Annotated in this window: 20 protein-coding genes; 6 read left to right on the top strand and 14 right to left on the bottom strand. The window is 69.3% G+C overall.

Translation table 11 applies throughout. From position 1 onward, the window contains the following. Window positions 1-393: 393 nt before the first annotated feature. The 3 genes from HUT12_RS12390 to HUT12_RS12380 form a co-directional block, all read right to left on the bottom strand. Complete coding sequence (locus tag HUT12_RS12390) at window positions 394-1272, bottom strand: hypothetical protein (RefSeq protein WP_176093455.1); 879 nt, start codon at window positions 1270-1272, stop codon at window positions 394-396. Window positions 1273-1588: 316 nt separating this feature from the next. Then, on the bottom strand, window positions 1589-2359 hold the full coding sequence (locus HUT12_RS12385; protein WP_176093454.1) for a DUF6585 family protein: 771 nt from the start codon (window positions 2357-2359) through the stop codon (window positions 1589-1591). A gap of 285 nt (window positions 2360-2644) precedes the next feature. Continuing rightward, the gene (locus tag HUT12_RS12380; protein WP_176093453.1) at window positions 2645-3091 is read right to left on the bottom strand and encodes a VOC family protein; all 447 of its coding nucleotides are present in this window, start codon (window positions 3089-3091) and stop codon (window positions 2645-2647) included. Between the two features lie 378 nt (window positions 3092-3469). Between HUT12_RS12380 and HUT12_RS12375 the strand changes: the two genes are divergently transcribed. Beyond that, a complete protein-coding gene (locus tag HUT12_RS12375) occupies window positions 3470-3910 on the top strand; it encodes a hypothetical protein (RefSeq protein WP_131051489.1) in 441 nt (146 codons plus the stop codon). 280 nt (window positions 3911-4190) lie between these two features. Here the strand turns inward: HUT12_RS12375 and HUT12_RS12370 are convergent, their stop codons facing one another. Next, window positions 4191-5234, bottom strand: a complete 1044-nt coding sequence (locus HUT12_RS12370; RefSeq protein WP_254876793.1) for an alpha/beta hydrolase — start codon at window positions 5232-5234, stop codon at window positions 4191-4193. Here HUT12_RS12370 and HUT12_RS12365 point away from each other — a divergent pair. After that, on the top strand, window positions 5211-6140 hold the full coding sequence (locus HUT12_RS12365) for a YafY family protein (RefSeq protein WP_254876792.1): 930 nt from the start codon (window positions 5211-5213) through the stop codon (window positions 6138-6140). The genes HUT12_RS12370 and HUT12_RS12365 overlap by 24 nt on opposite strands. A 115-nt stretch (window positions 6141-6255) precedes the next feature. Here HUT12_RS12365 and HUT12_RS12360 read toward each other — a convergent pair whose 3' ends face one another. Then, window positions 6256-7023 carry a trypsin-like serine protease gene (locus tag HUT12_RS12360; protein ID WP_176093451.1) on the bottom strand — a complete coding sequence of 256 codons (768 nt, stop codon included), beginning with the start codon at window positions 7021-7023 and terminating at the stop codon, window positions 6256-6258. 266 nt (window positions 7024-7289) lie between these two features. On the opposite strand from HUT12_RS12360, the gene HUT12_RS12355 reads away from it, so the two are divergent. The 3 genes from HUT12_RS12355 to HUT12_RS12345 all read left to right on the top strand — a co-directional run bounded on the left by HUT12_RS12355 (window position 7290) and on the right by HUT12_RS12345 (window position 9579). Further along, window positions 7290-8123 (top strand): phytanoyl-CoA dioxygenase family protein, encoded by an 834-nt coding sequence (locus HUT12_RS12355; RefSeq protein WP_176093450.1) that lies wholly within the window; start codon window positions 7290-7292, stop codon window positions 8121-8123. Between the two features lie 90 nt (window positions 8124-8213). Continuing rightward, complete coding sequence (locus HUT12_RS12350; RefSeq protein WP_176093449.1) at window positions 8214-9044, top strand: RNA methyltransferase; 831 nt, start codon at window positions 8214-8216, stop codon at window positions 9042-9044. A 148-nt stretch (window positions 9045-9192) separates the two neighbouring features. Beyond that, window positions 9193-9579, top strand: coding sequence for a RidA family protein (locus tag HUT12_RS12345; RefSeq protein WP_176093448.1), 387 nt, complete (start codon window positions 9193-9195; stop codon window positions 9577-9579). 9 nt (window positions 9580-9588) lie between these two features. Here HUT12_RS12345 and HUT12_RS12340 read toward each other — a convergent pair whose 3' ends face one another. Next, window positions 9589-9972, bottom strand: a complete 384-nt coding sequence (locus HUT12_RS12340) for a helix-turn-helix domain-containing protein (protein WP_176093447.1) — start codon at window positions 9970-9972, stop codon at window positions 9589-9591. Between the two features lie 205 nt (window positions 9973-10177). Between HUT12_RS12340 and cpt the strand changes: the two genes are divergently transcribed. Beyond that, the gene (gene cpt / locus HUT12_RS12335) at window positions 10178-10705 is read left to right on the top strand and encodes a chloramphenicol phosphotransferase CPT (RefSeq protein WP_176093446.1); all 528 of its coding nucleotides are present in this window, start codon (window positions 10178-10180) and stop codon (window positions 10703-10705) included. A 49-nt stretch (window positions 10706-10754) separates the two neighbouring features. Here the strand turns inward: cpt and HUT12_RS12330 are convergent, their stop codons facing one another. The 8 genes from HUT12_RS12330 to HUT12_RS12295 all read right to left on the bottom strand — a co-directional run bounded on the left by HUT12_RS12330 (window position 10755) and on the right by HUT12_RS12295 (window position 20108). Then, entirely contained in the window at window positions 10755-11291 is a 537-nt protein-coding gene (locus tag HUT12_RS12330; RefSeq protein ID WP_176093445.1) for a hypothetical protein, read from the bottom strand. Window positions 11292-11375: 84 nt separating this feature from the next. After that, complete coding sequence (locus tag HUT12_RS12325; protein ID WP_176093444.1) at window positions 11376-12653, bottom strand: HAMP domain-containing sensor histidine kinase; 1278 nt, start codon at window positions 12651-12653, stop codon at window positions 11376-11378. After that, window positions 12653-13324: a response regulator transcription factor gene (locus HUT12_RS12320; RefSeq protein ID WP_131051501.1), complete on the bottom strand. Its 672-nt coding sequence runs from the start codon at window positions 13322-13324 to the stop codon at window positions 12653-12655. The genes HUT12_RS12325 and HUT12_RS12320 overlap by 1 nt, the downstream gene beginning before the upstream one ends. A 52-nt stretch (window positions 13325-13376) precedes the next feature. Beyond that, window positions 13377-14645 carry a cation:proton antiporter gene (locus HUT12_RS12315; RefSeq protein ID WP_131051502.1) on the bottom strand — a complete coding sequence of 423 codons (1269 nt, stop codon included), beginning with the start codon at window positions 14643-14645 and terminating at the stop codon, window positions 13377-13379. Continuing rightward, window positions 14642-15979: a cytochrome P450 gene (locus HUT12_RS12310; RefSeq protein ID WP_236145574.1), complete on the bottom strand. Its 1338-nt coding sequence runs from the start codon at window positions 15977-15979 to the stop codon at window positions 14642-14644. Before HUT12_RS12310 ends, HUT12_RS12315 begins: the two co-directional genes overlap by 4 nt. Further along, complete coding sequence (locus HUT12_RS12305; RefSeq protein WP_176093443.1) at window positions 15976-17037, bottom strand: alpha-hydroxy acid oxidase; 1062 nt, start codon at window positions 17035-17037, stop codon at window positions 15976-15978. Before HUT12_RS12305 ends, HUT12_RS12310 begins: the two co-directional genes overlap by 4 nt. A 1-nt stretch (window position 17038) precedes the next feature. Further along, entirely contained in the window at window positions 17039-18601 is a 1563-nt protein-coding gene (locus tag HUT12_RS12300; protein WP_131051504.1) for an NAD(P)-binding domain-containing protein, read from the bottom strand. A 10-nt stretch (window positions 18602-18611) separates the two neighbouring features. After that, a complete protein-coding gene (locus HUT12_RS12295; RefSeq protein ID WP_176093442.1) occupies window positions 18612-20108 on the bottom strand; it encodes an aromatic amino acid ammonia-lyase in 1497 nt (498 codons plus the stop codon). Between the last annotated feature and the right edge of the window lie 20 nt (window positions 20109-20128).

Genomic DNA, 20128 nt, shown 5'->3' with positions numbered 1-20128 from the left:
TCTCCGGGCGGCGTCAGGCAGGCTGTCGATTCATCGCCGCCAGTCAACGCACGGTCCGGCTGGGCTATCGGGACGCGCCGACCCGCAGCCTGACCGGCATGCGGAGCCAGGGGCTGTTTCGCAGGCGGTGACCCGGTTACGGCATGTCGTGGCGCAGTGCCACTGCCGGGACCGCCGGAGCAGTCCGCCGCCGCGACCGTGTTGTACAGGACGAGGGGCACCGACACTGCCGGCAGCGCTTCGTCACGGTCGCTACACGTCAGGTCGAGCAGCCATTGAGGGTTGTTCTGGTGCGCCACCGTGGTGGGGTGACCGGCTTGGCGCCGGTCACCCGTCCTCGCTCACCCGGTGGGCCGCCGCGACGGCATCACCCAGGGGGCCGGGCCAGCGGTGTCACGGACTGCGTAGTTTCGCCAGCGCGTCCAGGGCGATTCCCCGGGCCGTCTTCGCCTCGGTCGCCGCGATCAGGTTCTGACCGTCGATGTTGCTGTAGTCCGGATGCGAGGAGGCGCATCGGCAGTTCTGGTCGAGGTAGACGTGGATCTGCCACCAGGCGTATCCCCACCAGCTGACACCGGCGTAGGGGATCTGGAAAAAGCCGGCGGAAGTGCATGTATAAACGGTCGAGATGTAGATCGGGTAGGTCGGCCACTGTTCGTCGCTGTAGTTGAAGCCTTCTGGCACGATCCCGCAGCTCACGGGGAAGGTGGCGGCCACCCGTTGGAACGCCTGCACGAGGAGGTCGGTCAGGCCGGCGGTGCCGAAGCCTGCCCGCGTCCGGGCGATGAGGGCGATCGGTCCGACCACACCCAACGCGGCACCGAGGTCGTTCCAGGCGGCGTAGCTGTTGGCCGGCAGGGAGGTGTAGAGGGTGGAGATGCGGGTGACGCATGAGGTGGCGTCCTGCGCCCACTGCTGCAGGATCTGGTCGTTGAACCTCTCGATGTCGGCGAACTCGATGACGTGATGGACGGCGCAGGCCCGCACGTCTGCCGTCGCGATAGAGGTCATGTGGGAGACGATCTCGTTGCGGGACGTCTGGATCTCGCTGATGATCGCCTGGGTCGCCTGCTCCAGCGACAGGCCACTGCTGCCGCCGCTGTTGAGGAATCCTTGCAGGGACTTCCAGTACCCGTACGCCTTCTGCACGTACCCGTAGACCTTGATGATGGTCGCCAAGTCGACGGCAGCGCTGGCTGGTTTCGCCGGTACCGCTACCACGCCACCGGCGAGCGCCAGCGCGGTGAACACACTCAGCAGCTTGCGTCGCATCGTCACTCCGTACCGGTCGGCGAGTGGGTGGAGGTCACGGTCACGCTCCTTCTGCTCGGGGTTCGGTCATGCACAGGTTGCTGACCGTTTCCGTCCCGGGCAACGCCCTTCCTGTCATCCATGCAGATCGATTGAGAAGGGACTTGTTGGTCTTGTTGCCCCCCGGGCGACGGCCCAGAGGTCGCGCTGGACTGATCGAATGCGACCGCAGAGGATCGTCGTTGTCGCGGCAGCGCGTCAGTGAGGGTCGCCCGTGCTCGGGCGGGTTCCGGATGCCTGTCGCACTGCTTCCCCGACGCGTGTGCTCGGCTGTCCGTTACCGATCAATCTCGGCCGGTAGACCGTTGCGTTCGAGGAGCAACAACAGCACCCACAGGTTCGGCACCCGGCGGACCTGGACCGAAACTGGCTTCTCGGCGCCGCGGATCCAGATCTTGAGCCGAACCCGACGCAGTCGTACCACGGCGATGTCGGAGAAGGACGCATACCCGCCGGCCGAGGCGATCCCGTCCGGGGTCACCGTGAGCGGCCCGAACTCCACACGTCCAGCCGACTCCAGTTCGGCGAGCACCTGCGGGAGGCGGGCCGAGGCCGAACGGCGCTCCACCTGCTCGCCAAGGTCCTCACCGTCGACCAGCGGCGGCTTCTCCAGGTTGATCCTGGTGCCGTCGGCGAGCCGCAACCGACAGCGGTGCATCGTCGTCGCGCCGCTCTCGCTGTACATGCGAAGGTGGTAACGCCAGACCTCGGCGATGTCGTTCCAGGCGATCACGTGAGTGAGTCGGGTGTGGTCCTCGGCGGCCAGCAGGCCGCCGTCGCACAGGTAGAACCGGCGCCTGATCAGCCGCCGGGTGTCCACCGCGCCCCACCCGGCGAGCAGCACGGCCGCACCGGTCAGACCACCCATGACCACGATCCCGACCGTGGCGGTGACTGCGGTCGTGGCAAAGCCGAAGATCACTGCGAACCCGAGGAAGATCAAGGTGGAGGTGACGCTGAGCGAGTAGGTCGGCCGGAAGGCCCGCTCCACCCGACCGAATCCGTTCTCCCGCGCGGCGTCCTCTATCGAGTCTGGTAAGCCGGACATGCTTTCAGGCTAGAGCGCCCAGGCCACGTCGAAGTTCTGGAGACGCCGAAACCGCCTGGCAGGTCGTTGGAGAGGCCCGAGGAGGAGTACCGGTCCCGGAGACTGACCAACAGCGACGCTGGCCGGAGAGACTCCGGCGGTAGACAGACCGCTTTCGCTGACATCGCGCCCTGCCACGGAAGGAACGGGCACGGCCGGGATGTAATCACAGTGGAGCCTGCGGGTTCGAGGGCCACCGTGGGGGTGGATCCCCCGCCGTGCTCCCGTCACGGCAGGTCCAGGGTGTCAGGACTGACCGAGCCGCTCGGCCAGGGAAACGATGATCCCTTCCGGCCCTCGGACGTAGGCCATCCGCCACGCTCCCTCGTACTCACCGATGCCGCCGACCAGTCCGTAACCCTCATTCGCCGCCCACTCGACAACGGCGTGCACGTCATCGACCTCGAAGGCCACGTTGCGCAGTCCCAGCTCGTTGGCCATGGCGGTCGGCGAGCCCGTTACGAGCTCGGGCCGCACGAACCTTGAGAGCTCCACGCGGGCGCCGCCGTCGGGCGACGTCAGCATGACGATCTCGGTACGGGAGTCGGGAATGCCGCAGACCGTGTCCAAGAATTCGCCCTCCACGAACGTCCTACCCTCGACCTGCAGGCCGAGCGCCACGAAGAAGGCGCACGCCACATCGAGATCCGCGACGGTGATGCCGACGTGGTCGAAGCGCCGCACAAATGACATGAGCTGATCTCCAATCGCCCTGCCGACCAGCGCCTCTGCCCCGGTCGGCGTTCTCGGCACCTGAGCCGATTCACCGGGCCTGTCGCCACCTTATGCATCCATGACTCGGGGAGGCCGAAGTCCAGGACCGTGTCGGTCTTCGGATCACGGGAAGTGCGTTCGGGGAGCAGCCCGCACCGTTTCGTTCGCTCTCACCGCCCGACGCCGAGCTTCCGCGCGCATCTCGGCCTTCGCCATGACATCGAAGTCAACTGCCTCGATCTCGTTCGCGTCGGCCCAGGCTGCCTCGGCCTCTCCCCTATCGTCATCTCCCGACCGGCGGTGCTCGTTGTGGCCCGGCCTGTCGTTCGCCGGGGGCTGGCAGGCTAGGTTGCTCGGATGAGTCTCCTCGATGACGTCGCGAGGCGTGACAACTGGCGATGCTGGGTCTGCGACGAGGTGGTCGACGCCCACATGTCGGTGAACGACCCGCGCGGTCCCAGCGTCGACAGCCGGACCGCCGACAAGAAGGCCAAGGTCACCGAGCGGCTCGCGCATCGTGCCTGTAACACCCGCAAGGGCGCGGTCAAGGTGGTCATCGCCTGGCCGGACCGTCTGCACGTGGTGGAGCCCGCACCGCTCATCGCCGTCGCCGAGCGACTCGAACGCAAGGGGGGCCGCGAGTTGGTCGCCCGCTGTCCGAGCCGGAAGGATGCCCAGGAGGCGGCGGACTGGCTGGTCGACCGGTTCTCCCGGCTGGTGCCCGGGTTGCCGGTGACCGCGAGTGTCGACGCGGGCGGCGGGCAATACCTCGTCGCCTTGGCCACCGGTCGCCGCTGACCGGCTGCCGGGTCCATCAGGTCGTCGCCGACCCGGGCAGCCCGCAGGATGATCAGCGACGACGGTCCGCACATCCTTCATGCGACCTGAAGCAGCGGATCTGCTGCGAAAGCGCTAGGGCCTGTGTCGAAGTCCCTGGCCGGCCTGCGGCGGGCCCAGGCGACGACCGGCCGCGTTGGGAATTGGTCCGGATACAACACCGGTATCCGGACCAATTCCCGCCTTGCCGGACCGCAGCCTGGACTCCGCCTCGGCTCGACCGAGGACTTCGACACAGGCCCTAGGCGGGATCCCGCTGGTCCAGCCACGCGAGGATCACCTGGTTTGTCTCGTCCGGCCTCTCCTGTTGGATCCAGTGACCGCAATCGAGGCTGACCACGTCGGCGTTCGGCACGAAATCTGTCAGTCTCTGCGACCTCGCGACCGTGTCGCGGTCGCCGTAGATCATGAGGGTGGGTTGTCGGATGATCGGGTCCACGTCCGCCAGCAGATGCCAGTTGCGGTCCAGGTTTCGATACCAGTTGACGCTGCCGGTGAATCCGGTTGCTTCGAAGGCGGAGACGAAGACGGCCAGTTCGCTGTCGCTCATGATGGGCTCGCCGGGTGGGGTTTTCCTCCTGGCGAGGTTGATCATCGCGTTGCCCGGCTGCGGCGCCGTGAGGGGCACGTCCCTGCGGTACAGGTTCCGCAGGAACTGGAACGTGTTCTCCTCGAAGACGGCGTCCGCGACGCCCGGCTGCCGGTTGAAGTGGACGAAGTAGAAGTCGCCTCCGAGCATCTCCTCCATGGCCTCGATCCAGGGCCTGTCCCCTCGCTCGAGGTACGGCAGGCTCAGGTTGATCACCTTGTTGACCCGCTTCGGATGCAACAGGGTCAGGCCCCAGACGACGGCGGCACCCCAGTCGTGGCCGACGAAGGTGGCGTCGGCGTATCCGTAGTGATCGAGCAGTGCGACGAGGTCACCCGACAGGTGGGTGATGTCGTAGTCGGTGACGTCGGTCGGGCGGGACGAGTTTCCGTAGCCTCGTTGGTTCGGGACGATGACGTGGTAGCCCGCTGCCGCCAGGGCGGGCATCTGATGGCGCCAGGAGAAGGCGTGCTCCGGCCAGCCGTGACAGAGCACGACGGGGTTCCCCGCGTGCTGCCGGCCGACTTCGAAGACTTCGAGTTCCACCCCGTTGACGGCGATGCGGGTGGGCTCGGGAAAACCGTTTGTCATGCCGGCATCCTGCCGACCGATACCGGTCACCTCCTGACCGGTTTTCGTGAAAGTGTCGGCGGGGTGCGAGCCGACCGGTTGATGGCCATCCTCCTGCTGCTGCAACGGCGCGAGCAGGTGACAGCAGCGGAGGTAGCCCGGGAGTTGGAGGTATCCGAGCGCACCGCCCGCCGCGACCTCGACGCCCTGGGTGTGGCCGGGGTTCCGGTGTACTCCGTGCAGGGCCGGGGCGGCGGCTGGCGCCTCGTGGGCGGTGCCCGCACCGACCTGTCCGGGTTGACCGCGGGTGAGGCCCGCGCCCTCTTCCTGGTCGCCGGCCCGGCTTCGTCCGCGACGCCGGCCGTGAAGGCGGCGCTGCGCAAACTCGTCCGAGCTCTGCCGGAACCCTTCCGGGTGCAGGCCGAGGCGGCAGCGTCGTCGCTCGTCACGGACCCGCAGCGATGGGGGTGGAGCCGGGTCGAGCCCCGACCGCCTCGCTTCCTCGACGCGCTCCAGGACGCGGTGATCCGTGGCGTCCAGGTCCGGCTCGGCTACGTCGACCGCGACGGCACTGCAACCGAGCGCACCGTGCACCCGCTGGGCATCGTGGCCAAAGGCCCCTCCTGGTATCTCGTCGCCAACACCGACGCCGGTCGGCGGACCTTCCGCATCGACCGCGTGTCCACCGCCGTTGCGACCCGCGACCCGGTGCACCGGCCCGACGACTTCGACCTCGCCGAGAGTTGGCGCGCGATCGCCGACGAGGTCGATCGCAGGCGGACACCCCTCGAAGTGCAGGCAGTGTGTACGCCGCAAGGGATAGGCGTGCTCCGGATCGGATTCGGCAGTCGGCTCGAGGTGGGAGGTTCCAGGCCCGACGGCCGCATCGAGGTCGTGATCCGCGGCAACGACGAACACACCCTCGCTGGCGAGTTGGCCGGGCTGGTCGAATGGATCGAGGTGACCGGCCCTCCGGGAGTACGAGGCCACCTGGCCTCGATCGGCAACGCGCTCGTCGGACGATACGGGTAGGCGTGGCGTGCCCTGGCTGGCGCCCGTGCGTACTCGGTCTCAGATGTGATCCGGACACGGCGCCGACGCGAGTGTCGGCGCCGTGTCCGGTGGGGCTGCCTCTGCCGGGTGGTGATCAGTTGGAGCGTGAGAGCAATTGGTCGGCGGCGCGTTGGATGCTCTGGCTGAAGTAGGCGACGTCGGTGTAGTTGGGGGTCGGCTCTTCTCCGTTGTCCCAGTCACAGTCCGAACCGGCGCTCACGATGCCGACCTGCTCCCAGATGCCGTTGGGGAGACGGTGCAGGGCGGGCCCACCGGAGTCACCGGCGCAGTGACTCTTCTGTTTCACCGACTTCGCGCAGATCGTCGACCTCGGGTACTCGGGGTGCTCATCCCACCAGGGATCGTCGAAGCACTGCTCGTCCGGCAGGAACGGCAGCTTCACCTTGTGGAGAAAACGTTCCTGAGGGTCGCCTGACTTCTTCGTGCCCCAGCCCGCCACGGTCAGCGTCCGCACCTGTCGGGGCTCGGTGGCCAGCCGCAGGACGGGCAGGTCCAGTGGCCGCTCCAGCTTGACCACCGCCCAGTCCGGTCCATTCCACCACTCGGTTCCGCCGATGTGGGCGGTGGATCGGGTCACCGTCCGGCGCGGGTGCTTGAGGTCGACGGCGCCCGAGACGACGGTGAAACTGTCGCCGGGCTGTTCATCGACGCAGTGCTGGGCGGTGAGCACCAGTTGCGGGTGGATGAGGGTTCCGCCGCAACCCACCGGCAGGAGCCGGACCATCCACGGGAACTCACCGGGCGCGGCCCGTTCACCGCCGCTGATGGCGGCGGCCGGAGCGGCCGACACCAGCACGGCGGCCACCGCCACCACGGCGACCAGGAGTCGTTTCACACGCATCTGACACCCTTCGAAGATCTACCGGTACGGAGGTAGAACGGAACTCGACGGCATCTTCGTTGCATTCCGGAGGCAATCGGCGCGCCGGATCGGACAGCGCACTGCGCAACGCCCGAGCGGCACGTCCACTGAGCTGGCATTCCGCATCGCGCCACGGCTGTCGGGGTGGAGCCATCCTGGTGACCTCGGCGCACCGGTGGGCACCCGACACAAGAGGTACGGAAAGTGTCGGGTGATCGGGGCCGGCGCCGTCGCACGATGGGGGTATGGATGACACGACCCTGGTATCCCGTTTTCTTCGGGACGGCTTCGTCAAGCTGGAGGGCGCCGTCGCGCCGCGCGTCGCGGCGGACTGCGCGCGGCTGCTCTGGCGGGAGACGGGCTGCGACCCGGACGATTCAGCGACGTGGACGCAGCCCGTGCACTGGGTGCCCGGCTTGGCGCAGGGGCCGTTCGCCGCCGCTCCGAACTCCCCGTTCCTCCATCACGCGTACGACCTGCTCGTCGGTGCGGGACGCTGGGAGCCGCGTTACTCGCTGGGCGCGTTTCCGCTGCGCTTCCCGCACGAGGAGGAGCCGGACGACGCGGGCTGGCACATCGAGGGCAGTTATCTGCCGGAGGGCGAGAGTTGGTACTTCACCAATCTGCGCTCCCAAGGGCGGGCACTGCTGATGCTGTTCCTGTTCAGTGAGGTCGGTGAGGCGGACGCCCCGACCCGGATCCGGGTCGGCTCCCACCTCGACGTGCCGAAGGTGCTGGAGAAGTACGGGGAGGACGGAGCGAGCGGACTGGCTCTTGCGCCTGACCTGGTGGCGGCGTCCGAGCACCGGCCACTCGCCCTCGCGACCGGATCTCCGGGTGATGTCTTCCTGTGCCACCCGTTCCTGGTGCACGCGGCGCAGCCGCACCACGGAACGCGGCCCCGCTTCATGGCGCAACCGCCGCTGATGCCAGCCGCGCCGTACGAGCTGGAGCGGGCCGATGGCGCATACTCACCCGTAGAGATCGCGATCCGTCGGGGTCTCGGACAGGATGCCCTCGGTCCGGACGGGGACGGCACCGACCGCAGCGCCGTGGCGACTCGCTCCGTGCGTTCCTGAGCGCCTGGCAGAAAGTCGTGTCGGTAACCCCGGGAAGCCGGAGGCCGGTGACGGGTGGCAGGCAGGGTATGGGCGAGTACGGAGACGGGGTTGGCAGTGGTTCTGCGAGTCAGTGGCCGCAACGCGCGGTTCCAGCAGTGGGAAGCTCTCCTCGGTAATCGGACCAAGCGGCAGCGGCGTGGCGAGTTCCTCGTGCAGGGCGTACGGCCGATCACCATGGCCGTCGAACACGGCTGGCAGATCAGGGAGCTGCTCTACGACAGCAGTGTTCAGCTGTCCGGCTGGGCCCGCGAGACCCTGGACGCGGTCCGGGCCGAGACGTTCGCCGTCTCCCAGGACCTGATGCACGAGCTGGGAGGCAAGGCAGACACGGTTCCCGAGCTGCTGGCCGTGGTCGCGTTGCCGGAGGACGACCTGCGTCGTGTCCCGGTCGGTCCGACCATGCTCACCGTCGTGTTCGACCGGCCCACCAGCCCCGGCAACATCGGGACCCTCGTGCGGTCGGCGGATGCCTTCGGCGCCGGTGGTGTCATCGTCACCGGCCACGCCGCCGACGTGTACGACCCGAAGGCGGTCCGGGCGAGCACCGGCTCGCTGTTCGCCGTGCCCGTGGTCCGGGTGCCCTCCCACCAGGCCGTTCTCTCCTGGGTAGCGGACCTCCGCGCCCAAGGCATCGGCATGAGCATCGTCGGCACCGATGAGCGCGGCAGTCTGGACGCCGCCGAGTACGACTTCACGCAACCCACCCTGGCGTTGATCGGCAACGAGACCACCGGCCTCAGTTCCGGCTGGCGCGAGGCATGCGACCAACTCGTCCGGATTCCCATGGTCGGATCCGCCAGCTCCCTGAACGCGGCGACCGCCGCGACTGTCGTGCTGTACGAATCGGCACGTCAGCGGGCCGCCGTGGCCCGGCGGTAGGGTCCTCCGGCCTCAACGTCTGGCCACGATGGCATCGGGGTCGATCCGACCGGAACCACAGCGGCGAACGACGCGGTTACCAAAAGGTGCCCTGGGCTCGGCAAAGTGCTCTCTTCCGGGCCTGGCTCCTTGCCCGTACGGTCGGTTCATGGCTGTTCACTTGATCGATCCACCCGGGTTGCCCGAGATCCCGATCTACAAGCAGGTGTCGGTGGCAACGGGTTCGAAACTTGTCCACGTCGCCGGTCAGGTCGCGTGGGGAGGCGGCGATCTGGCCACGCAGGTCGAAGAGAGCTACCTCAATGTGGGCACGGCGCTGGCCGGCGTCGGGGCTACGTTCGCTGACGTGGTCAAGCTGACGATGCACGTGGTCGACTGGAAGCCCGAGCTCATGCCGCAGGTGCTGGACGGGATCGCCCGCGCCTCGGCGAAGCTGGGTGTCACCATCGAGGCGCCCGCGTCGCTGTTCGGCATCGTGGCCTTGGACGTCCCCGAGCACTTGGTCGAGATCGAGGCGACGGCCGTGATCGACTAACCGCACCGATCAACTCGGGAAGCGTGTGCGCGAGTCCTCGATGTGGCCCAGGTATGTCTGGGTCCAGTCGCACATGCCGTCGACCACTGTGCATAGCGCCTGGCCGGCCTCGGTCAGCGAGTAGTCGACGCTGGGCGGCACAGTCGGGTACACGGTGCGCTCGACCAGGCCGTTGCGCTCCAACGTACGAAGGTTCTGCGCCAGCACCTTGTGGCTGATGCCGCCCACCTCGCGGCGTAGCTCGTTGAACCGCATGGTCCGCAGGCCGAGGAACTCGATGATGAGAAGAGACCACTTGTTGGCGATGTCCGAGAAGATCTCCCGCGCCAGCGAATCGGCCCGAGCCAGGTCGGCCTCGGGCGGCAACACGCCGATCTCCTGTCTGTTCCCCATCCGGCCCACCCTAGTTCACCCCCGAGAAAGGGCGCCCGGACTCTGACTCCTGGGCGCCCCTGTCGACCTGTCGGCCGCCACTGCCGCAGCCGTTCGCGCCCGACGCTGATCGGGCGGGCGGCCAGTGCGGCGAGGCGGTCGGCGCGCGTGCGGACACTCCCAGATATCCAGCGACACTGCAGGTGCGGGACCGTACCGTGAGCTCATGCCCACGCAGGTGATCGTGCTCAACGGCGGATCGAGCGCAGGGAAGTCGGGGATCGTCCGTTGTCTCCAGGCGATCCTGCCGGATCCGTGGCTCGCCACGGGGGTCGACCGGCTTATCGAGGCGATGCCCGCGACCAGGCGTTCGCCGGAGAGTATCGAGCTTGCCGCAGACGGCACCGTCATCGTCGGGCCGGAGTTCGACCGGCTCCAGGAGGCGTGGATGGCCGGGGTCGCCGCGACTGCTGGCGCCGGTGCCCGGGTCATCATCGATGACGTCTTCCTCGGCGGCGCCGGATCTCAGCAGCGGTGGCGGGCCGTGCTCGACGGCCTGGACGTGAGATGGGTCGGTGTCCGCTGCGATGCGGAGGTCGCCGCCGGCCGGGAGATCGCCCGTGGCGACCGGATTCGAGGGATGGCCGTCGCGCAGGCTGACGTGGTTCACCGGGGCGTGGTGTACGACCTGGAGGTCGACACCACGCATACCGAGTCGATCCGGTGTGCCCACGAGATCGTGGCGTGCCTGTAGTAGTCCTCGGTATCCGACTCGCCGTGGAGCCCTATGAGCGGGACACGGTTCAGTAGCCGAGCAGGGCGATGATCAGGGAGGAGACGGCGGCCGTGAGGAGCACACCGCCGGTGCCGAGCCCGGTGACCGCGCTGACCGGCAGGGCACGGTTGCGGGCCACCGGCACGGCTGCGAGCGAGACCAGCGTGATCAGCGCCGCCACCACGTGGATCAGCGGGTAGCCGATCAGGGCGGCGACCGGGAACAGGTGCACGCCGACGACGAACGCGATCCAGGCCGGGATGATGTCGCGGCGGCGTACGGCGGCAAGGATGCCGGCACCGAGCGCGGCGAGCGCGAATTCGATGCCGACCACGATGCCGAAGGTGCGGCTGGTCTCCGCGGTGAACGACGTGCCATCCGACCAGTGCCGCCAGGCCGCGAGTGCTCCGAGTACCAGCACGAGCACGGCCGCGATCGAGGCGGCGACGAGTGGCTTGCGCCAGCGCGGTGGAGGTGCTTCCTGTGCCCAGCCGAACCAACTCATGGCGAAGAACCCGAAGACGACAGCGGTGGCTGCCGCATCGCGGACGTGTTCGGCGATCATCGATCTCCCACGGTGGCGGCGGCTCTGCGGTAGGAAGCTACCAGGTGGGCGGTCGCCGACCGAGCGGCCCACCTGGGCAGTTGTTCACGTACCGACTCGTAGCTGCCGTGTCCGGAGCTTCCTGATCCGTGCCGCTCTCCGCGTGAGGATCGGTGACCGCGTGGGAAGGCGCACCGTGAAGCGGGCGCCTCGGGCCGGATGGCCCTCGGCCTCGATGGTGCCGTGGTGGCTCGTGACGACTTCCTGGAGCAGCGCCAGTCCGAGGCCGAATCGGCGGTCTCCGGAGCCTGGGCCGCGGTGGAACCGGTCGAAGATCCGTCTGGCGTCCGCCTGGTCGAACCCGTTTCCGGTGTCGGCGATGACGAGTTCGGCGCAGTTGTCGACGGTCCGCAGCGTGACGGTGATCCGGCCTCCTGCGGGGGTGTGGGTCAGCGCGTTCGCCAGAAGTTCGCCGACGACGCGGCGCAGGGCCGACTCGACACCGGGCACCGGCAGTGGGTCGGCGGGGATGTCCAGGGCGAGGGTGATCTGACGTTCGGCGGCGCGTTCGGTCTCGGCGGCGACCGTCGTCGCGATCAGTGCGGTGAGGTCGACCGGCGGGTCTGGTGGCCGGTCGGCGGGTGCGGCGGCGAGGCGTGCGGAGAGCAGCAGGTCGTCGACGACTTCGCCGAGTCGGCGGGTGGTGCCGATCAGCCGCTCCAGGTCGTCGAGGTTCGTGGGGGTGCCGTCGTTGCGGGCTCGTCGGGCCATCAGTTGGGCTCGGGTGTGCACCTGGGCGATCGGGGTGCGCAGTTCGTGGCTGGCGTCGGCGACGAAACGGCGTTGTCGGGTCAGGGCTTCGGCGAGTGGTGCGACGGCGCGGCGGCCGACGATGACACCGGTCAGCATGGCGGCGAGTACGCCGACCGCTGCGGCGAGGCTGAAGGCGAGCAGAAGGTGCCGGCGGTCGGACAGTTGGAAGCGGGCGTCGAACACTGCTTGGATCACGCGGTCGCCGCGGGCTTCGGTGCGGATGTGGTAGGTGGTGCCGTTGCGCGTGAGCGTGGTGGTCTCGGTGGTCCGGGTGGTCGCCACGGCGTCCAGTGCGCCGGTCAGCGGGAAGCCCGGTGGCGGTGGGTTGAGGCCGGTGTGCACGGTGGTGCCGTCGTAGTGGAAGATCCAGCTGCAGGCGGGTGGGCCGGCGATCGAGCCGTGTGCGGTGCCCCACGCCAACTCGCGTTGGATCTGCGCTTCCTGGCTGTGGACCAGGATCGCGTAGGAGATGCCGCCGGCCAGGAGTAGTAGGGCGCCGATGGTCAGGCCGACGAACAGGCCGATGCGGAGTCGGGTCCGTCGGAGGATCGCGTGGTCGGTCGCCTGCATCAGAGGGTGCCGAGCCGGTAGCCGAGGCCGTGCACGGTGCGTATGACCGTGCGGCCGAGTTTGCGGCGGAGGTAGTAGACGTAGGTGTCGACGATGGATGCGGCGGCGGCCTCCTCGAAGACCCTGCGGCGCAGGGTGGTTCGTGGGTGGACGGTGGTGGGTTGGGCTGCCAGGACCCGCAGTAGTTCGAATTCGCGGGTGGACAGGGCTATTCGGGTGCCGTCGGGTAGGACCGCGTCGCGGGGTGCGAGGTCGAGGAGTCCGGCGCCGATACGGAGTACGTGGGTCGGCTCGGTGGTGCGTCGGCACAGGGCCCGGACGCGGGCGCTGAGTTCGTCGAGGTCGAAGGGTTTGATCAGGTAGTCGTCGGCGCCTGCGTCGAGTCCGGCGATCCGGTCGCCGACGGTGCCCAGCGCGGTGAGCATGAGGGTCCGGGCGGGGATCGCGCGGGCGCGTAGCCGGGTGACGAGGTCGAGGCCGTCGAGGGCGGGCAGCTTACGGTCGATGACCATGACGTCGTAGGGTCGGGTGAGCCCGAGATGCAGTCCGCGTTGGCCGTCGGAGGCGCGGTCGACGAGGTAGCCGTCGTGGCTGAGCGTCTCGGTGAGTAACTCGGTCAGGTCGTCGTCGTCCTCGACCAGCAGTAGCCGGTTCGATCTTTCCCCCCGCATGTGTCCACGATCCCATAGATCCATGCCGATGCAATAACCAATAGTTGTCTCTTCAACTATGTGAAACCGCCATCGCGGGTGGGTGTGTGGTGTCGGAGTGTCGGGCTTCCCGACGCGCGATCCAGCTCAGCATCGGCGTGGTCATCAGGGTGGTGACCAGCGCGACCAGGACCAGCACGGTGAACAGGGCGGGGTTCACGATGCCCGCCTCCAACCCGACGTTGAGCGCGATGAGCTGCATGAGGCCGCGGGCGTTCATCAGTGCGCCGACGCGCAACGCGACACCCGACGGCTCCCCTCGAAGCCTGGCCGCAGCCCAGCAGGCGCCGAACTTGCCGACGATCGCCGCGGTCACGCACGCCAGGGCGAAGAGCAGCACCGGCGGTGAGCCGAGCAGTCCGAATTCCGTGCGCAGACCCGAGTAGGTGAAGAACAACGGCAGGAAGAGCGTCGCCGCGACGGGCGTGAGGGTGTCCACCACCCGGTCGGTGTTGTCGGTGCGCGGCATCACCACGCCGACGGCGAACGCGCCGAAGACCGCGTACAGCCCGATCTCGTCGGTGTACCAGGCGACCAGGAAGAGCAGCGCGACGGTGCCGAGCAGCCGGGCGCGGTCGTTGAGAGCGCGGTGGGTCATCAGCGCGGTGGTGATCGGACGTCCGCCGAACCAGAGCAGAAGTCCGAACAGGAGCGTGCCGCCGGCGGTGACGATCGCGGGACCGGCGCGGCCGGAGGCGACAGCGAGGACGGCGGCGAGCATGATCCAGGCGGCCAGGTCGTCGATCGCGCCGCTGGCCAGGGAGAGTGTGCCGTGCCGGGTGCCGGCGTGGCCGCGTTCGGTGATGATGCGGGCCAGCATCGGGAACGCGGTGATGGCCAGGGCGACGCCGACGAACGCGGCGGAGACCCCGAGTGAGGTGCCGTCGGCTCTGACCGGGACGGCGTCGGCGGTCACCAGGACCAGCAGCACTCCCAGCAGGAGCGGCGCGAGGACCCCGGCCAGGGAGACCACTCCGGCGGTGCCGGCGAGGCCGGCGACCCGGTGGGCGCTGAACGCGTACCCGGCCTGGAACATGAACAGCACCAGACCGACCTGGCCCACGACGTAGAGGATCGGCAGCAGGGGTGCGGGGAACAGGGCGTTCTGCACGTCGGGCAGGAAGAGTCCGAGCAGCGACGGACCGAGCAGTACGCCGGCGAGCATCTCGCTGACCACGGCGGGCTGGCCGGCTTTGCCGAGGAGCCAGGCGACTCCTTTGCAGAAGATCAGGATCACCGTGACGGCGATGAAGAACCGTGGTGCCAGCTCTGTGGGGGTCATCGGACCGCCTTCTCGAAGTAGGTGGTGCACAACCGTTTCCGGCGGGCGTCGACGACCATGAAGGTGCCGAAGACCAGTTGTCGGACGCTGCGGCCCACATCGGCCCACCGGTCCCGCAGCCGCATGGCGGCCAGCCGCAGCCGTCCCGGGCCGGGGTGCCCGGGCGGGGTCAGGTAGGCGGGGCCTCGGCTCGGCAGCGACCGGGTGTGGGAGGCCGAGGAGGTCAGGGCGTACCGGCGCAGGACCTCGCGGGTCGCCGCGCGCAGCATGATCGGCGCGGTGCCGCGGGCCGGGCAGGCCCGGTTGGCGGGTACGCCGAACGGGATGAAGTGTGCGTCGCCGCGCGCGAGCGTGCGCCAGCGGTCCGGGGCGAACCGGCCATCGGCGGCGGCTCCCCCTCGGTGGAAGGCCGGGTAGTTGAACAGCAGCACCGACCCGGTGGGCAGGGACAGCCCCGTGGGCAGCGTGATCGGTGCCGAGGTGATCCGGTGGGCGACGCCGAAGAGCGGGTACACCCGCAGTGTCTCGTCGATGACCCGGTCGAGCGCGTCGTCGTCGGCATCGTGTTGGAGCTCGGGATGTGTGGCCAGCGCCAGCAGCACGTGCGCCATCGCCTCGGACATCTGCACGATCGCGGTGTTGAAGAAGGCGCCCTGTAGGTACCAGGCGGTGTCCTGGGTGGAGAACGGGGGTGGCAGTGTCACCGGACACGTGCCTGCCTCGATCCGGTCGCGCAGGTGTCGGGTCAACCGGTCGCGTCGGTGCATGTGGCGCGGCCCGAGGCACTTGAGCGCGGTGACGACGTCGTCGGCGTTGGCGACGATGAGGGCCCGGGCCGCGGGTGTGGCCACCTCGTCGAAGACCAGCTCGTGGTAGACCTCGGCCCAGACCGGCATCATCAGGTCACGCAGCCGCACGTGGCTGGTTCGGTCAGCGGGTAGTTCGTCGAGCACCCGGCGGGTGGCGGCGGTGGCGAGGGCGTCGGCGCGTTCCCGGCGGATGGCCAGGACCCGTCTGGTGGTGGCGGCGACCGTCCGGTAGCGCTCGCCCGGCTCCAGGTGTTCCTGGTGCATCTGCGGCCCGGGTGCCAGCCAGTACCAGAACAGGTCCGACAGTCCGGCTCCCCGGCTGCGGCCGTCGGCGGCCGGGTCCGCGTACACCCGCTCGAAGTGGTCCATGCCGACGGTGGGGCCCGGGACCGGAATGCCCTCACTGCCGTTGACTCTGGCGAAGACCCATTCCCGGAGCCGGACGACGGCCGGTGGCAGCCAGTACGGGACGGTCCAGGCGGCGCCGCACACCATCAGGACGGTCAGGACGGTCGTTGTGCTCATCCGGGTGCCGCCGTGGTGACCAGGTCGCCGGTCAGGTCGCCGGGTACGGCGGCGCCGGCCAGCGCCATCGCCCGGTCGAGGTCGGCGTACAGCAGGTCGAGGACGTGCCGCACGCCGTCGGTGCCGCCCACGGCGAGGCCCCAGAGCACCGGGCGTCCGATCAGCACTGCGGTCGCGCCGAGTGCGAGCGCCACCAGGATGTCGGTTCCCCGGCGGATGCCGCCGTCGAGCAGCACCGGTAGTCGACCCTCGACGGCGGCGACGATGCCGGGCAACGCGTCGAGGGTGGGGACCGCTGCGTCGAGTTGTCGGCCGCCGTGGTTGGAGACCAGCACACCGTCGATGCCGTGTGCGACGGCCAGCCGGGCGTCGGCGGGGTGCAGGATCCCCTTGAGCAGGATCGGCAGCGTCGTCAGTTCCCGCAGCCGGCCGATGCGTCCCCAGTCGAGCCCGGCGTCCATCTCGATGTCGCGGATCCGGCCGCTCGGGTCGCGCATGTTCTCGCAGACCAGGCCGGGTGGCAGGTCGACGAAGCGGTGCCGCAGGTCGCGTTCGCGTCGGCCGAACACGGGCGAGTCGACCGTGACGACCAGGGCGCGGCAACCGGCGGCCTCGGCGCGCCGGACCAGGGCTGCGGTGAACGCGAGATCCGACTGTGGATAGAGCTGGAACCACAGCGGCCCGCCGACGGCGGCGATCTCCTCGACCGGCCGGGTCGCGGCCATGCTGACCACCATGATCGTGTCGGCGTCGGCGGCGGCGCGCGCGGTGGCCACCTCTCCCTCGGGGTGGGCCAGCCGGTGGAAGGCGGTCGGTGCGATCAGCACCGGCATCGAGACTCGCCTGCCCAGAAGTGAGATCCGCAGGTCGCGGTCGCGCGTGCCGCGCAGGATCCGGGGCAGGATCCAGCGTCGGGTGAAGGCGTCCTCGTTGGCGCGCAGCGTGCGTTCGTCGCCGGCCCCGCCGGCGAAGAAGTCCCAGTGCACGGGGTCCAGGCGACGCCGTGCACCGTCGGCCACGTCGGCCAGGTTGAGCTGCGTTCCGTCCAGGGTGAGCATGTCAGCCCTGTGCGCTGCTCAGGCAGCGGTCGAGGAACGCGGTCAGCGGCGCGACGTGGACATCGGGTCGGTCCCACTGGTTCTCCAGGTTCTCCGCCAGGTGGTGGGTGTCCACGACCTGCCCGTCCCGGTGGTAGCGGACGACGGGGTGCAGGTAGGCGGCGGCGTGGGCCTGGCCGACGACGTTCTGGGCGACCCGGCCGACCGTGATGTCGAACGGATCCACCTGGTCGTGCTCGGGGCCGTACTCCAGGGTCACGACGAAAGCGTGCCGGTGGTCGTGGTCGGCGGTGCGCAGGCCGGTCTCGGTGAAGTAGTCGACGGGTACCTCGTCGTGGTAGCGCGCGTGTGGTCCGGCGACGGTGACCACGTCGGCGAGGAAGCCGAACTGCTGCCACAGGGCGGAGGTGCGGTTGACGCGGGCGATGATGGCATCGGTGATCGACTCCGCGGTGGCGTCCAGCGCCGCCGACGGCCAGGGCGTGTCGTCGTACCGTCGTTCGAGGATCTTGTGCAGGGCCCGCACGGCGTACCGGAAGCCGTGGATGAAGCCGCTGGTGGAGCGTTTGAAGTCGCGTTGCTGGCTGAGGGTTCCGGCGAAGTAGAGGTCGGGGACGTTCACCGACTCCCAGGCGGGGGTCTGGGCCGGGAAGCGGTCCTTGATCGTCAGTTCCGGGCGGCAGGTGTCGTCGAAGATCGACGGGTCGAAGGCGAATCCGGTGCAGGCGAGCACCCGGTCGTACCAGAGTTCCTTGGTCACCTCGTCGGCGCGGGAGAACGCGAACGTGACCCGGAAGCCGGTGCCGTCGCGCTCGATGCGTCGGACGTCGCCGTCCAGGATCGCGTTCGCGGACTTCAGCTGGTAGGTGTCGAGGAAGTTGTTGTTGACCGCGCGCAGGTGCCCCACGTAGTGGGTCCGCCAGGCCATCCGGACCGAACTCGGCCCGGCGAGATGGATCAGGGTGGTGGTCTCCATCAGGTTGTCCGCGGTCTCGAAGGCGGAGTTTCCCTTGCCGATGATCAGGACCTTCTGGTCGAGGTAGTCGCGCGGGTCGACGGACATGTCCGCGTACTGTTCGGCGAGTTCCAGGCCCGGGATCTGCGGGAGGTACGGCCGGGAGACACCGGTGGCGACGATGAGGCGCCGCGCCCGGTAGGTCTGTCCGGCCTGGACCTCGAAGATCCCGTCGACCTTGCCGACCGACGTCACCCGGGAGTCGTAGCGGACCTTCGCGCCCGTCTTCGCGGCGAAGTCCGCCAGGTAGCGCAGCATCACGTCGGCGTGCGGGAAGTACCGCTCGGTGTAGCCGGTGAACCGCAGTGCGGGATCGTCGCTGAGCAGCGAGTTCCAGTCCAGCCGCAGATTCGCCTCGGGATCGTCGGAGCCGGTGTGCGGCTTGTTGATGGAGATCAGTTGCCGGTGGCGGGGATAGCGGGCGAAGAACGCCCCCGGGATGTCCGCGCCCTCCAGCACCAGATAGTCGTGCTTACCGTCGGCCTCCAGCAGGGCGGCGAGCTGCAGGCCGGCCGGCCCGGCCCCGATGATCAGATAGTCAAGCGTCACAGCAGCCACCTCAGGTGAGAGAGTTCGGAGAAACGTCGACAGTCGCGATGACGTCGGCGGCGCGCCGTACGTCACCGTCCAACGGCCGGTCGGGGTCGATCGGCGGTACGGCCGCGACCAGCGCGGCCAGCACCTCGGCGCAGCCGGGCGCGGTCGGTTCACGGGCGCCGACGTACGCGGCCTGGCGCAGCCCCACCGCGAGCGACCCGACGATCAGGTGCAGCAGCCGGGCCTGGTCCAGCGCCCGCAGCGCGGCCTGGGTGCCCAGCGGGATGACGTCCTGGTTGTGCAGGTTGGTCGGCAGGCTCTGCATGCTCGCCGGTACGGCGTCGCGGCGGATCTCGGCGACCAGCGCGGTCGCGGCCAGTTGCACGCCCTGTAGGCCGTGCTGCTGTCCCGGTCCAGCGGCCAGCATCGGTGGCAGACCGCCGTTACGGTGCGGGTCGACGAGCAGGTCGAGTTGACGTTCGGCGAGGTTGCCGACCTGCGCCACGACCATCGACAGCAGGTCGGCGGCGAACGCGGCCGGTTGGCCGAAGAAGTTGCCGCCGTGCACGACGAGGTCCTCGTCGGGAAAGAACAACGGGTTGTCGCTGACGCCGTCGAGGTCGGCGGTGACGACGGAGTCGACGTAGCGCAGGGCGTCCTGCGCCGCGCCGAGCAGTTGTGGTGTGCAGCGGATGCTGTAGGGCTCCTGTAGTGGGCGTGTGCCGGACGGCACGAGCCCGGCGCTGACCCGGCGCATGTACGCGCCCACGTCGGTGGCACCCGGGTGGCCGTAGGCGCGCAGGAGCCGGGCGTCGAGGAACTGCGGGTCGCTACCGAGCAGGTCGGCGAGCAGGCAGGTGAGCATCTGGACCGCCCGGTGCGAGGCGCGCACCGAGTCCAGGGCGAGGGCCGCCGCCGCGGTGGTCAGCGACGTGCCGTTGACCAGGGCCAGGGCGTCGCGGCCGTCCAGTGGCAGGGGTGTCAGACCCGCCTTGTCCAGCGCCTCGGCGGCGGGCAGTCGTACGCCGTCGAGGTAGGCGTACCCGCGTCCTCGCAGCGCCTGGGCGGCCGCGCCGAGTGGGATCAGGTCGCCGCTGGCGCCGACCGATCCCAGTCGGGGCACCGCAGGGACGAAGGTGGTCGCGAGCATCGCGGTGAGGGCGTCGATGACGTGCGGGGAGACTCCCGATGCGCCTCGGGCCAGTGACCGGGCCCGGATCAGCAGGGTCGCGCGGACGACCTCCGGTCCGAGGTCCGGGCCCTGCCCCGCACCGAGGTGCGCGAGTGTGTTGTCGGCCTGGTCGCGCAGCTCGGCCCGGCCCGCGTACCCCACCAGGGCACCGAAGCCGGTGGTGGCGCCGTACACCGCGCGGTCGTCGCCGAGCACGTCGGACAGGAACGCGCGGGCGGTCGCGACCCGTTGCCGGACCTGCGGCCCGACCACGACCGTCACCGGGTCGCGAGCGGCGCTCAGGTCGGCGATCCGCAGCGGGGCCGCGAGATCTACCTTTCTCGTCATGCGACCGGACCCTAGAGGCG

The sequence above is a fragment of the Verrucosispora sp. NA02020 genome (assembly GCF_013364215.1).
Taxonomy (GTDB): domain Bacteria; phylum Actinomycetota; class Actinomycetes; order Mycobacteriales; family Micromonosporaceae; genus Micromonospora.
This window is presented reverse-complemented; position numbering and strand designations above follow the sequence as displayed.

Excerpts from the sequence above, each read along its gene's own strand:
- HUT12_RS12325 (WP_176093444.1), bottom strand. The coding sequence starts at position 12,653 with ATGCAGGCGACCGACCACGCGATCCTCCGACGGACCCGACTCCGCATC.
- HUT12_RS12365 (WP_254876792.1), top strand. The coding sequence starts at position 5,211 with ATGGCCATCCTCCTGCTGCTGCAACGGCGCGAGCAGGTGACAGCAGCG.
- HUT12_RS12295 (WP_176093442.1), bottom strand. The coding sequence starts at position 20,108 with ATGACGAGAAAGGTAGATCTCGCGGCCCCGCTGCGGATCGCCGACCTG.
- HUT12_RS12385 (WP_176093454.1), bottom strand. The coding sequence starts at position 2,359 with ATGTCCGGCTTACCAGACTCGATAGAGGACGCCGCGCGGGAGAACGGA.
- HUT12_RS12390 (WP_176093455.1), bottom strand. The coding sequence starts at position 1,272 with ATGCGACGCAAGCTGCTGAGTGTGTTCACCGCGCTGGCGCTCGCCGGT.
- HUT12_RS12345 (WP_176093448.1), top strand. The coding sequence starts at position 9,193 with ATGGCTGTTCACTTGATCGATCCACCCGGGTTGCCCGAGATCCCGATC.
- HUT12_RS12320 (WP_131051501.1), bottom strand. The coding sequence starts at position 13,324 with ATGCGGGGGGAAAGATCGAACCGGCTACTGCTGGTCGAGGACGACGAC.
- HUT12_RS12310 (WP_236145574.1), bottom strand. The coding sequence starts at position 15,979 with ATGAGCACAACGACCGTCCTGACCGTCCTGATGGTGTGCGGCGCCGCC.
- HUT12_RS12380 (WP_176093453.1), bottom strand. The coding sequence starts at position 3,091 with ATGTCATTTGTGCGGCGCTTCGACCACGTCGGCATCACCGTCGCGGAT.
- HUT12_RS12315 (WP_131051502.1), bottom strand. The coding sequence starts at position 14,645 with ATGACCCCCACAGAGCTGGCACCACGGTTCTTCATCGCCGTCACGGTG.
- HUT12_RS12340 (WP_176093447.1), bottom strand. The coding sequence starts at position 9,972 with ATGGGGAACAGACAGGAGATCGGCGTGTTGCCGCCCGAGGCCGACCTG.
- HUT12_RS12355 (WP_176093450.1), top strand. The coding sequence starts at position 7,290 with ATGGATGACACGACCCTGGTATCCCGTTTTCTTCGGGACGGCTTCGTC.
- HUT12_RS12360 (WP_176093451.1), bottom strand. The coding sequence starts at position 7,023 with ATGCGTGTGAAACGACTCCTGGTCGCCGTGGTGGCGGTGGCCGCCGTG.
- HUT12_RS12305 (WP_176093443.1), bottom strand. The coding sequence starts at position 17,037 with ATGCTCACCCTGGACGGAACGCAGCTCAACCTGGCCGACGTGGCCGAC.
- cpt (WP_176093446.1), top strand. The coding sequence starts at position 10,178 with ATGCCCACGCAGGTGATCGTGCTCAACGGCGGATCGAGCGCAGGGAAG.
- HUT12_RS12375 (WP_131051489.1), top strand. The coding sequence starts at position 3,470 with ATGAGTCTCCTCGATGACGTCGCGAGGCGTGACAACTGGCGATGCTGG.
- HUT12_RS12330 (WP_176093445.1), bottom strand. The coding sequence starts at position 11,291 with ATGATCGCCGAACACGTCCGCGATGCGGCAGCCACCGCTGTCGTCTTC.